This window comes from Acidicapsa borealis, from assembly GCF_059115245.1.
Genome location: NZ_JCACNY010000001.1, coordinates 2078533 through 2091842, shown reverse-complemented (window position 1 = coordinate 2091842; position 13310 = coordinate 2078533). Strand labels below are relative to the sequence as shown.

General features: G+C 60.9%; 8 protein-coding genes. 5 read left to right on the top strand and 3 right to left on the bottom strand.

The features are described from left to right. The first annotated feature begins 24 nt into the window (after positions 1-24). The 5 genes from AC5S27_RS08615 to AC5S27_RS08595 all read left to right on the top strand — a co-directional run bounded on the left by AC5S27_RS08615 (position 25) and on the right by AC5S27_RS08595 (position 6395). On the top strand, positions 25-1026 hold the full coding sequence (locus tag AC5S27_RS08615) for a KpsF/GutQ family sugar-phosphate isomerase (protein WP_493934155.1): 1002 nt from the start codon (positions 25-27) through the stop codon (positions 1024-1026). 39 nt (positions 1027-1065) lie between these two features. Continuing rightward, positions 1066-1620 (top strand): hypothetical protein, encoded by a 555-nt coding sequence (locus AC5S27_RS08610; RefSeq protein WP_493934154.1) that lies wholly within the window; start codon positions 1066-1068, stop codon positions 1618-1620. Between the two features lie 70 nt (positions 1621-1690). After that, positions 1691-3454, top strand: a complete 1764-nt coding sequence (locus tag AC5S27_RS08605) for a proline--tRNA ligase (RefSeq protein ID WP_493934153.1) — start codon at positions 1691-1693, stop codon at positions 3452-3454. A 34-nt stretch (positions 3455-3488) separates the two neighbouring features. Then, positions 3489-5894 (top strand): transglycosylase domain-containing protein, encoded by a 2406-nt coding sequence (locus tag AC5S27_RS08600; RefSeq protein ID WP_493934152.1) that lies wholly within the window; start codon positions 3489-3491, stop codon positions 5892-5894. 105 nt (positions 5895-5999) lie between these two features. Beyond that, positions 6000-6395, top strand: coding sequence for a GlcG/HbpS family heme-binding protein (locus AC5S27_RS08595; RefSeq protein ID WP_493934151.1), 396 nt, complete (start codon positions 6000-6002; stop codon positions 6393-6395). Between the two features lie 44 nt (positions 6396-6439). Here the strand turns inward: AC5S27_RS08595 and AC5S27_RS08590 are convergent, their stop codons facing one another. From AC5S27_RS08590 to AC5S27_RS08580, 3 genes are all read right to left on the bottom strand, one after another. Continuing rightward, complete coding sequence (locus AC5S27_RS08590; protein ID WP_493934150.1) at positions 6440-7135, bottom strand: GIY-YIG nuclease family protein; 696 nt, start codon at positions 7133-7135, stop codon at positions 6440-6442. Positions 7136-7253: 118 nt separating this feature from the next. After that, positions 7254-8108, bottom strand: coding sequence for a DNA-formamidopyrimidine glycosylase family protein (locus AC5S27_RS08585; RefSeq protein WP_493934149.1), 855 nt, complete (start codon positions 8106-8108; stop codon positions 7254-7256). Positions 8109-8111: 3 nt separating this feature from the next. Then, complete coding sequence (locus AC5S27_RS08580) at positions 8112-13274, bottom strand: Lhr family helicase (RefSeq protein ID WP_493934148.1); 5163 nt, start codon at positions 13272-13274, stop codon at positions 8112-8114. Between the last annotated feature and the right edge of the window lie 36 nt (positions 13275-13310).

The following is a 13310-nucleotide window of genomic DNA, read 5'->3' as shown; positions in this document are numbered from 1 at the left end:
CGAAACTGCTACCATCGGAAACGCATGGAGAGTGTTGATTCCAATAATCTGACCCCCGCGCAACTGGTCCGCACCGAGGCCGCGGCGCTGGAAGCACTTGCCGCGCGGCTTGACTCTGCGATGGCCGCCGACTTCGACCGCGCGGTTGAACTTGTGTTGCGATGCGGCGAAGGACGTGGCCGCGTGATCGTGACCGGCATGGGCAAGAGTGGCATCATCGCGCAGAAGATTGCTGCAACCCTCAGCTCTACCGGCAGCCCCGCGCTCTTTCTGCACCCAGCCGAAGCAGTCCACGGGGACCTCGGCGTGCTCATGTCGGGCGACCTCGTCATCGCCCTCTCCGCCAGCGGCGAAACCGAAGAGATCCTCCGCCTCCTCGCCACTCTCAAGCGCAAAGGCGACGCCCTCATCTCCTTTTGCTGCAACCCTGCCTCAACTCTCGCCCTAGCCAGCGACGTGGTTCTCGACGTCGGAGTTGAGCGCGAAGCCTGCGGCATGAGCGACTTCGGCCTCGCCCCCACTGCCTCCACCACCACGATGCTCGCCCTCGGCGACGCTCTAGCCATCGCGGTCTCTCTCCGCAAAGGCTTCCGCGCAGAAGACTTCGCAGACCTGCACCCCGGCGGCAAGCTCGGTAAGAAGCTCAAGCTGGTCCGCGACCTGATGCACTCCGGTGACGCCATCCCTACCGTCGAGCCGGGAACACAGATGACCCAGGTCATTTACGAGATGAGCCGCAAGAAATTAGGCCTAACCACTGTCCAGTCCGCTGGCAAGCTCCTCGGCGTAATCTCCGATGGCGATCTGCGCCGCCTCCTGGAAAAGCAAGGCGGCGCAGCCCTCGACCTCACTGCGGCCCAGGCCATGAATCCAACGCCGCGCACCATCTCCGCCGGAGAATTGGCCGCCAAAGCTCTCGCCGTACTGGAAGAAAAGAAGATCACGTCTCTGGTAGTCGTCGACGCGTCGAGCTGCGTAGAAGGCGTTCTACATCTTCACGACCTCTGGGGCATGGAACTGATTTAAGCCGTTAGCTGACAACGACATCAGAAAGAGAGAGGGCCCGTGGTTCCATCCAAACTGGCCGAGCCTGAGAATGCCGTCGCGAGACGGATAACGCCTCTTGTACAGCCGACGGGGCCGCGAGCCAAGGCTGCACGCAACGCGATCGCCTGGTCCACACTAGCCTTCGCAATCCTGCAGAGCGTTTGCACGTTTTTCGCAGCGGTCGACGGTCTCCGACTGGCTATCGGAATCAGCTCCCTCGCGTTCGCATCCGGAGTTTTCCACGCGATAGACCGCTTTCACGTGGACTGGCTGCGCGTTCCCATGATCACATTCGCCGTGGCAGGCTCACTCTTAAATCTGTTGGTTCTCTGGCAGGTGCGGCGGCTGCGAAGGAGACCGTCGTCGCAATGGCGGCAGCGACCCGCTACGCGACGCAAGCTGCGGGGCGAATCCATACAAGCACTGCTGGCCGTCTTGACGCTGATTCTGGTGTTCGTCGAAGAACGGCAGCACTTGATCTGGCAGAAGCACCTTAGCGCCACAAACCACGCCTGCAACGAACGACCAGCGAACCAACCGCTCATTCCGCAATCCTCTCCCCGGAACATTTAGAATTGTGGCTGCTGTCGATTGTTGTGCGCCGCGTCCTGAGTACCGGCGGGAAAGTTCTTTACCTACCTTTATGCATCGTTGGTCAAAACTATTCGTCCCCACCCTTCGCGAAGCACCCTCAGACGCTGAAGTAGCCAGCCACAAGTTCCTCCTTCGGGCAGGCTATATTCGCCAGCTCGGCGCCGGCATCTACAACTACCTGCCGCTCGGCCAGCGTGCGCTAAACAAGATCATCGCCATCGTCCGCGAAGAGATGGACACCATCGGCCAGGAATTCCTCCTCCCCGCCATCCATCCCAAGGAGATTTGGGAGCAGAGCGGCCGCTGGTCCGTCATGGGCGACAACATGTTCCGGCTCAAGGACCGCAAGGGCGCCGAACTTTGCCTCGGCATGACCCACGAAGAGATCATGACCGGCATCGCCCGCAGTGAACTCCGCAGCTACAAACAGCTGCCCCAGATCTGGTATCAGATCCAGAACAAGTTCCGCGACGAACCCCGGCCCAAATCCGGCCTTCTCCGTGTTCGCCAGTTCACCATGAAAGATAGCTACTCCTTCGACATCGACGCAGCCGGCCTCGACAAGAGCTTCGACCTGCACGACGCCGTCTACCGCAAAATCTTCACCCGCTGCGGACTCAAGTTCGTCGCCGTCGACGCCGACTCTGGCGCCATGGGCGGCACCAAGTCGCAGGAATTCATGGTCTACACCGAAGCCGGCGAGGACCTCATCGCCAGCTGCCCCGTCTGCGGCTACGCAGCGAACACCGAAAAAGCCATCTCCGTCCTCGCGCCCGTCACCGAGATGGAGCCCACCGGCGACGGACAGCCTGAGCTGGTACACACCCCTGGATGCGCCGCCATTTCCGACGTAGCCGAGTTCTTCAAAATCTCCCCAGCATCAGACATCAAGTGCGTCGCCTACATGGGGCTGCTTCGCGGAGCCAAAGGCAAACCTGACACCTGGCATGGTGTGGCGGCATTCCTGCGCGGCGACCACCAGGTCAACGAAACCAAGCTCATGTCCGCCGTCGGCGCAGCAGAACTGCGCACCATGAACGCCGAGGAACTTGAACGCTACCTTCACGGCCCCGCCGGTTACCTCGGCCCTGTCGGCCTGTCGCACGTCGCCAAGCCGCTCACGGAAGGCCTGACAGTCGTTATCGACAAGGGTCTCGAAGGCCGCAAGAACCTCGTCGCCGGAGCCAACAAGCTCGACTACCATCTCCGCAACGTCGTTCCCGGTCGCGACTTCACCTGGACTCTCGCTACTGACATCCGCACGGTCAACGAAGGCGAAGCCTGCCCGACTCCCGGCTGTGAGGGGCACCTGGTCGTCGGTAAAGCCGTCGAAATCGGCCACATCTTCAAGCTCGGCTACAAGTACACCGAGTCGATGGGCGCCAAGGTCCTTGACCCCAACGGCAAGGAAGTCACTCCCATCATGGGCAGCTACGGTATCGGCATCGAACGCATCCTCACCGCCGCCATCGAGCAGTCCCATGACGCCAACGGCTTCTGGCTGCAGCCCAGCATTGCTCCCTACACGGTCGTCGTCACCGTCACGAACGTCACCGACCCGCTGCTCAAAGAAACTGGCGAAACCCTTGCCGCTGACCTCGAAGCCGCAGGATTCGACGTCCTCCTGGATGACAGGGACGAGCGTGCCGGAGTCAAATTCAAAGACGCAGACCTGATCGGCATCCCCTACCGCATCAACGTCGGCAAGAAGACCGTCGACGGCAGGGTAGAACTCGTGACTCGCGCCGTTCCTGGGAGCGAAGAAGTGGCCATCGCAGAAGTAGTGACACGGCTCAAGGCGCTCCAGGCGTAATTCGCCGCATCAACAGTCCGCGGAGGCGGCATTCATGGCATTTCGAGTTCGGCTTCCCCAAAACGGACCGCGCAAAAAAGTAAGCCTCCTCGGCTGGGTTGTCCGCGGAGTTCTTGTCTGTATTGCAGCCGTCGCACTCATTGTGCTCACGGTCGGCGGCTACTACTACTACCGCTACTCCAGCATCGTGGACGAGCGGCTCAAGCAGCCGCTCTTCGCCACCACTGCCAAAATCTACGCCGCTCCCCGCGAAGTCCGTCCCGGCCAGAAACTAACCCTCACGGGCATCGTCAATGAACTCCGCTCCGGCGGATACACCGTCGACAGCGCAGCGAACCCGTCGCCACTCGGCACCTTTACCCTCAATCCAGAGGCCGTCACCATCCACCCCGGCCCGCAAAGCTTCCACTCGCCTGACAGCGCCACGATCCAGTTTGAAGACGGAACGGTTCGAGCCATCACCGACGATCACGGTCAGACCCTCTCCAGCTACGAACTCGAACCTCTACTCATCACCGGCCTCAGCGAAGACGCCAACCGCACCAAGCGCCGCCTCGTCACCTACGATGAGATTCCGCCGCACCTTGTCCAGGCAGTCCTCGCCATCGAAGACCGCCGCTTCTTCGAGCACAACGGCATCAACCTCTACCGCCTCGCCATCGCCGCCTCGCGCGACGTAACCTCAGGCCGCTACAAGGAAGGCAGCTCCACCCTCACCATGCAGCTTGCCCGCGGCTTTTTCCTCACGCCCGAGAAGAAGCTCAAGCGCAAGATGATCGAGATCGTAATCACCTTCCAGCTCGAACATCGCTTCACGAAGAAGCAGATCTTCGAGATGTACGCGAACCAGATCAACCTCGGGCAGCAGGGCAGCTTCGCCATCAACGGCTTCGGCGAAGCCTCCCAGGCCTACTTCGGCAAGGACGTGAAGCAGCTCACTCTGCCGCAGTGCGCCATGCTCGCCGGGATCATTCAGCGGCCCAACTACTTCAATCCGTTCCGCCATCCCGACCGCGTGCTCGAACGCCGCAACCTGGTTCTCGATTCGATGGTAGAAACCGGCGCCGTCACCAAGGAACAGGCCGAGAAAGCCAAGGCCGAACCGCTCCATCTCTCCAGTCAGAGCGTGGACGCCAGCGACGCACCCTACTTCGTCGATCTCGTCCGCGAGCAGCTCAACCAGAAGCTAGGCGAGCGTGATTTCAACCGCGAAGGCCTCCACATCTACACCTCGCTCGACCCCGATCTGCAGAAAGCAGCCACCAACGCCGTCGATGACTCGATGCACATTGTCGATGAACTGGTGGACAAATACCACGGCAAGAGCCACCCAGGCGAATCCGTGACCTATCCGCAGGTCGCTCTGGTTGCTCTCAATCCTCACACCGGCCAGGTCTTAGCCCTCGTCGGCGGACGTAGCTACGGCAGCAGCCAGCTCAACCACGCCGTGGCCAAGCGTCCCACCGGCTCCATCTTCAAGCCGTTCGTCTACGCGTCGGCCTTCAGCACTGCCATCTCCGGAACCACGCTGCCCGGCCACGACGAGCTTTTCTCTCCCATCTCCTTACTCAGCGATGAGCAAACGACCTATGAAGTCGGGGACCAGGAATATACTCCGCGCAACATGCACGGCTACCACGACGCCGTCACCGCCCGGTACGCCTTGCAGTGGTCACTCAATAACGCGACCATCGGTCTGGCTTCCCTGGTCGGCTTTGACAAAGTAGCCGCTCTGGCCCGTGACGCAGGCATAAAGTCCGCGCGCGGAACACCCGCGGTTGCGCTCGGCGCTTACGACGCGAGCCCCCTCGACATGGCCGGTGCCTGGACCATCTTCGCCAACGGCGGTGTCCACCTCGACCCCTGGATGCTCGGCAGCGTCCGCACCCCCTCCGGCGACGTCATCAACGACTACACCCCGACCTCCAAACAGGTCATTGATCCCCGCGTGGCCTACCTCACCACCGACATGTTGAAGAACGTCATCAACGCTGGTACCGGCTACGAAGTTCGCCGCCGCGGTTTCACCGCGCCCGCCGCAGGCAAGACCGGCTCCAGCCACGACGCATGGTTCGCCGGCTACACCAGCAACCTGCTCTGCATCGTCTGGGTCGGCAACGACGACTACACCAACATGGGCAAGATCCAGGGCTCCATGGCCGCCGCTCCCATCTGGGCCGACTTCATGAAGCGCGCCGTGGCACTGCCGCAGTACTCCGACACGCACGACTTCAACGTCCCCGAAGGCGTGCAGATGGTCCAGGTCGACAAAGCCACCAACCTGCCCGTAGACGAGGGCTGCCCGGCAACTCCAGCAACTTCCTATACCGCCGCCTTCCTGGACGGCACCGTGCCCGAAGCCACCTGCACTCACGGCCCTCCAGACAAACGCAACTTCCTCCAGAAAATCTTCGGCCTCGGCGGCGACAAGAAACCGTGACCACTGCGCTTTTTTGTTTGTCATTCCCGCAGGGAATCTGCTGTTGTACTTAAGCGACCGAATACGACCGCCACGCAACCACAAACCGCACCACCGGAGAACCCCATGATTACCCTGAAAGACGCCAAGCGCATCATCGAAGCAGCAGAAGCCAAAGCCACCGAAATCGGCCAGCCCATGAACATCGCCGTAGCCGACGCCGGCGGCAACCTCATCTCCCACGCTCGCATGGACGGAGCCTGGATCGGCTCGATCGATATCTCTATCAAGAAGGCCTACACCTCACGCGCTTTTGACATTGCCACAAAAGACCTCGCCACCCACTCGCAGTCCGGCGGCCAGTTCTTCGGCATCCACGCCAGCAACGACGGAAAAATCATGATCTTCGCCGGCGGCATCCCACTCAAGCAGCACGGCAAAGTCGTGGGCGCAATCGGCGTAAGCGGCGGCTCCGGCGATCAGGACCATGCAGTCGCAGAAGCCGGCGCAGCAGCCCTGTAATTTTGGATTCCCCGTACCACGAGTATAGGTGCGGGGAATTGCTATTAATAACTGACTTTCCGCTGCTTACCAAAACGCTCCATTCGAATATTCAGCAAATCGTTCGCAAAACTGCGAACCAACAAAGATTCAAGTTCATCAATCATTCCATCCACAACTTCATATGCGCTGAAATAAGCGGCTAGATCATGAAGCGGAACTGCATATTCAACGATCTGACGCGACTTTTCCTCTGAGGTCCGGTATTCAACTCTCTTTTCGGGGTGCCTTACGCGCTTTATCTTTTGAACGGGTCCACGATCTCTGTTGAAAGCAGACGTCATTTCTCGCCACAGACTCTGCACTTTGGCTTTGCCGGTATAAATGGCGCGACCGCGGCTATCGAAAAAAACATACACTCCGTTCTTATCTTCTAATTCCTTCTTTAGGCCAATTCGATATGGATGTTTGTCTTCAAAACTGAACAGCTCAAACTTAGCTCCCCGCTTCGATGCACACTTTTCTATCCGATAAAACTCCACAAGGGGTCGTATTGCCGTCCTTTGAAAATTCCTCGTCGCGGTGTCGGTTGCGCTTTCAATAAGACCAACTATCTGCCTTGCAGTAATTTTTGAACGGCTCCTCCAAGTTTGGATTGAAACTTCGTGGACGCCCAGCTTCGCCGCCAATGCACGATCCGTGTGGGCATTAAACTTTTTCTTTAAAGCTAGAATAATTTCTGCTCCGTCCAATTCATCCACCTTCATCATTCTGATGAGGTATTTATATCTAAAAAGCAGACGTCACACAAAGACTGACTGCGTATACAAAGACTTTCTTGAAACTATATATCGTGGTACTCGCTCTACGATCTGAAAGCTAGGTCGATCCATCAGCAAAACACAACGCCTGGCAATTTGGACACCAATAAGTACTCCGGGCATTCCGCCCCTGCAAACACCTCTGAATCGCCGTCCCACACCGTCGGCAATCCTCATTCTTCCGCCCATACACCCAGAGGCTAGCCCCGGGATCGGCATTGTTCGTAGTGCGCCGATGCCTCCCGCTGAACGTAACAATCAGATCCCCCGAGTCCTCAAGCACGTTCGCAGCCAGCAGCTTCTGCGCCATCGCCACAATCTCCTCAGGCTGCCCCTCCGATAGCGTATTAACCCGCCGAAACGGACTCAAACCCAGCAAGAAGCAAATCTCCGACTTGAAGACGTTCCCCACACCAGCCAGAACATCCTGCCGCAAAAGCGCATCCCCAAGTTCATCATCCCCTCTTGCCATCAGCCGCCGCACAGCAGCCTTCGCGTCGAAGGTGCCACTGAGCACATCATTCTCCGCCCGCGGAATCTTGCGATCTCGAACAAGCGTCTCAGCGGTATATATCTTCGCCAGCGGCACCCGAAAACCGACAGCCACAAAGTCGGAAGTCTCAATCACAATCCGCGCATTGCGCACCGATTCCTGCCAGGCCTCACCCGGCCGGTAAATATGCCAGCTACCGCTCATCAGCATATGTGTGGCAAGGATATTACCGCCGGACAGGTGAATCAGCAGCCACTTCCCGCGCGCTTCAATGAACTCGACAGTCTGTCCGACAAACGGCGTCTGGTCATCCGCAGCAGCAATCTGCGCATATTCGGTCCGAAAGGCCGTGACTGCCTTACCGACTAGAGCGCGTCCCAGCGCCCGGGCCGTCCGATAGATTGTGTCTCCCTCAGGCATGGCTCACACGCCCTTCCGCCCGAAGTTAGGATTGGTCAGCGCAGGCCGATTCAACGCAGCCTCCTGCGGCGACAGCCTCCCAGGATTCAGGCTCGAAGCATGCCCGCCAGCAGCCCCCGAGGGCGGCCGCGCCGGACGCCGCAAATGCACCCCCAACGGCCCCGGATGAAAACCAGCATCGTGCAGCGCATGCGCAAACGGATGCGCCCCCACGGCGATCCCATTCACCGTACTGATCAGGTAGCCGCTCTGGTGGCCCGTCTGATCCTGCTGCAACCGCGTCATCCCAAGTTCAGCCAAATACCGAGCCAGCCCATCCGCAACATGCGACCGCTCCGGTTCATCCGGCGGAAGGAAAACAAGAATGTTCGGATTCGCCCGCCGCAGCCACGCCACAAGCCGCCCACCGCAAAGCACCACCTGCGCATAAGCCGCCCGCGTCAGCGCCCTCGGAGCACTCTCGCTATCCTCCGCCTCTGCTGGCAACTCCGGCCATTTCAATGTCGATCCATAAGGATTCGCCGGGTCCGTAGCCGCCAGCAATACAAACTCCAGCTTCCCGCTCTCAGGAAGAAAAGGAGCATTCCGCAGCGAGCGCAGCAGATCCACAGCAGCCGGTAGCGCAAACTGCGTCGCTCCCACCCCTGCCACAAAGTATCCCCGCCGAATACGCCCACTCTCCTCCAGCGCCTTCAGCACCGGATAAATCGACGAAAACCCACCTGGAATATTCTCCGCAGCGGCACATTCCCGCAGCAGCACCCCATACCGGTTGAGCAGCTGTAGCGCCAGCGCGTGCGTAGCCTCAGTCGAACTCGGCGCAACCAGCGACTGCGCCCGATTCGCACTCTCCACCAGCGACCACCGCCCCTGCGCCGTCGCCGGTACCGTCCTCCGGCTGCGAAAATTCCCCTGCGGAGGCAGCTTCCGCGGCCCACGCGCCGCCTCAGGCCTGGCCGTGTAAGCCCGCAGCGGATGCAGTGAATCGTTCGTCACCAACCCGCGCCAGACCAGAGACCAAAGCGCATCCAGCGACTCGCCCGGATATCCCCCACCTACAGCCTCATGCATCTGCGTGAAGAAGCTCGCCCCACTCTGCTTCAGCTCCGCCAGCAGCTTTTCTTCCCTCTCCGTCATCGGCTGCGGATTCGGCCGAGGCACAGCCAGCAACGGCATCTTGTCCGCCAGGTACAGCGCAATTCGCCCATCCCGCTCGCCCAGCGGCTCGACACCGGTCCAGCTCACCTCGCCAGCAGCCACCAATGTATCCAGATCCGCAGGCGAATACCCCGCCAGTCGAGCCGGCAGAATACTGCTCTCGATTAAAGAAGCCGCCAGCGGCGCACCCTGCAGATTCTCGATCGTATCCAGCAGCGCATCCATCCCACGCCGCGGCGTCAGCAACCCCTGCCAGTGCGTCAGGAACCGCGCCAGCGTCTGCTGCTCCACCGGCTCCACTTCCTTGCGCAGCCGCGCCAGAGACTTGCGCCGGATGATCCGCAAAATCTCCTGGTCGCACCACTCGCGCGCCAACCCTCCAGGCCGGAACCCGCCCTCAACAATCCGGTTCTCCGTGCAAAGCTGGTTCAGCGTCTTCTCCGTCAGCGCCGGATCCAGCGCAAACCGCCCCGAAACCTCCTCCAGCGTGAACGGCCCATGCGTCCGCGCATATCGCCGGATCAGCTCCAGCACCGGCTGCGCCACCGTCGCCAGCAGAGCCACCGGCAACCCCGGCGGCAGCGGAACCCCAAGCCCATCCCGATACCGGGCCGCATCCTCAACCGCGATCACCCGCTTCTCCCCGGCAACACGAAGCTCCAGCAACCGCCGCGACCGGATCAGCCGGTCCACATGCTCCAGTACCCCAGGATCAGTCACCCGAAGCGCAATCTCCTCCCGCGACAAATCCCCAAGCCGCAGCACCAGGTCATTCAGCCCATCCGCCGACCGCGCCCGGAACGGATCGATCAAGCATTGCTGCTGCTCCTCCACCTCGGCTATCGCCTCCGAATCCAGCAGCTCCCGAAGATCCGCCTCGCCCAGCAACTCCCGTAGCTGATCCTGGTCAATCGTCAGCGCCTGCGCCCGGCGCTCCGCCAGCGGAGCATCCCCGTCATACAGGAAATTCGCTACATAACTGAACAGCAGAGAAGAGGCGAACGGCGAAGGCGTCCGCGTATCCACCACATGAATCCGCAACTGCCGCTGCTCAATCCCGCGCAGCGTCTCAATCAGCGCCGGCATATCAAACACATCGCGCAGACACTCGCGATACGCCTCCAGCAGCATCGGAAACGCCGGATACCGCGAAGCCACCGCCAGCAAGTCATAAGCCCGCTTCCTCTGCTGCCACAGCGGAGCCCGCCCATCCGCCCGCCGCCTCGGCAACAGCAGCGCCCGTCCCGCCGCCTCCCGGAACCGGCCAGCAAACAACGCCGTCGACCCCAGCTGACGCAGCACCAGATCCATCACCTCGGCGGACTCGACCATGATCCAGTCCACATTCGGCGCCTCATCCGAATCCGGAAACCGCAGCACAAACCCGTCATCTCCCCACAGCGTCTCCACATCCGGACCGCCCGCCGCCCGAATGCGCGCCGAAACTGCCATCGCCCAGGGAATATGTATCCGGCTCCCAAACGGCGTCAGCACGCAAACCCGCCAGTCCCCCAACTCATCCCGGCAGCGCTCTATCACGATGTTCCGGTCGTCGGAAACCTGCCCCGTAGCCTCCGCCTGGTCCGAAAGGAACCGCATCAGGTTCTCAGCCGCCCCAGGGTCAAGATCATGATCCGTCACCAGCCGGGTCAGCGCGGCAGGCAGCGGCATCGCCCGCAACTCGCGGACCATCGCCCCGATCCTCCGCCCAAACTCCAGCGGTCGCCCCGGCCCCTCGCCTTTCCAGAACGGCATCTTCCCCGGCTCACCCGGAGCGTGCGAGACCAGCACGCGATCATGCGTAATCTCGTCAATCCGCCAGGTAGTCGCCCCCAGGATGAAAGTCTCGCCCACACGAGACTCGAAAATCATCTCCTCATCGAGCTCACCCACGCGGACAGACTTCCCCTCGCTGTGCGAAAGAAAGACCCCATACAAGCCGCGATCCGGAATCGTCCCTGCATTCAGAATCGCCAGCCGTGTCGCTCCCTGCCGGGCGGTGAGAACGTTCCGCGTCCGGTCCCACGTCAGCCGCGGCCGCAGCTCAGCAAACTCATCCGACGGATAACGCCCAGAAAGCAAATCCAGCACACCCTCAAACGCATTCCGGGTAAGCCCGCCAAACGGCGCAGCCGACCGCACAATCCGGAACAGCTCGTCGAACGGGACTTCTGGACCAGCCTCAAGCTCCGCCTCAGCCGCCTCGGCTGCATCTTCCTCAACCTGCTCAAACTCAGCAAACAACCGGCTCCGCGCCGCCGAACCAGTCGTACCTGCCGCCCCAGCCTTCGGTTTTACAACGAGCTTTTTCTTCTTCTCCGGAGGCGGCAAACTCGGCGGATGCGCCACAATCGCCACAATCTGCTGGCAAAGCACATCCAGCGGGTTGCGCGGAAACCGCGTCGATTCAATATGCGACTGGTGCATCGACTGCGTCATCGCCGCGCACGCAATCAGGTCAGCCCGGTACTTGGGAAATAGAATCCCCTCGCTCACCGCCCCTACCGAATGCCCGGCTCGCCCGATCCGCTGCATGCCGCTGGCCACCGATGGCGGCGATTCAATTTGGATCACCAGATCGACGGCCCCCATATCGATGCCAAGCTCCAGCGTGCTTGTAGCCACAAGCCCTCGAAGCTTACCCGCCTTCAGCTGCTCCTCGATAATCAGCCGCTGCGGCGCCGCCAGCGAACCGTGATGCGCCCGCACCAGCGCTGGCTCTCCCTGCTCCTCTGCCAACTCATTCAGCGCCCCAGCCAGCCGCTCCGCCACCTGCCTGCTATTCACGAACAGAATCGTCGAAGTCCGCTCGCGAATAATCTCCAGCAACCGCGGATGAATCGCATTCCAGATGGAAACCCGCTTCGGCCCCTGGCTAGCCGGACCGGAAGGAATCTCCTCCTGCTGCCCCAGCCGAGCCATGTCCTCAACCGGCACCTCAATCCGCAGCTTCAACTGCTTCGGCGCACTGGCGTTCACAATCGTCACCGGCCGGTAGCGAATATTTGTCGTTTCAACAATGTCCGCCGACCACGATTCGGTCTCCTCCCGAGGCAGTAGCTCCGCAGCGACCCCAGCTTCCACAATAGAAAGCCTGTCCGGCTCGATGCCAGCCTCAGAACTCGGTCCCGGCAAATCAGCATCGGTCCGCGCAGAAGCCTCAACCGGCTCCGCCGAAATCCCATCGTCGGAAGCTTTATGAGAGGGCACGACTCCAGTCGTGCCGCGAACGCCCGCCATATTGAGATGAGCTTTAGCCCCTGAGGAACTCGAAGTCGGCCCCGAAACAGCAGGCACCTCAACCCCACCCAGAAACCGCGCCACTTCCTCTAGCGGCCGCTGCGTCGCCGAAAGCCCAATCCGCTGAATCCGCCGCTTCGTCAGCGCCTCCAGCCGCTCCAGCGTAAGCGCCATGTGCGCCCCGCGCTTTGTGGGCACCAGCGCATGAATCTCGTCGATGATCACCGTATCCACTGTCCGCAGCGACTCCGAAGACTGCGAAGTCAACAGCAGATACAGAGACTCCGGCGTAGTAATCAGAATCTCGGCAGGCGTCTTGCGAAACTTCGCCCGCTCCTTCTGCGAAGTATCCCCCGTCCGGATGCTGATCTCCGGATCATGAACCGGCACGCCCATCCGACGCGCCATGTTTGCAATCCCCGCCAGCGGCGAGCGCAAATTGCGCTCCACATCCACCGCCAGCGCTTTCAAGGGCGAAACATAGACAATGCGGCACCCCGCGCCCTGCGGCCTTTCCTGCAACATCAGCCTGTCCAGGCACCAGAGAAAAGCCGTCAGCGTCTTCCCAGTCCCCGTAGGAGCCAGGATCAGCGTGCTGTCTCCACGCGCAATCGCTGGCCAGCCGAGCCGCTGAGGCGCAGTCGGAGAGTCAAAAACCTCACGAAACCATCTCTCCGTAACCGGATGAAATCCGGCGAAAGGATTGTCAGGAGGAACATCGGCCAGGGGAAGAGCAGGCTCGGTCGAAATGGGTTTGCGGGGAGCCATGTCTCATCTCCAGCATAGCCCCAATCCCGTCATGAG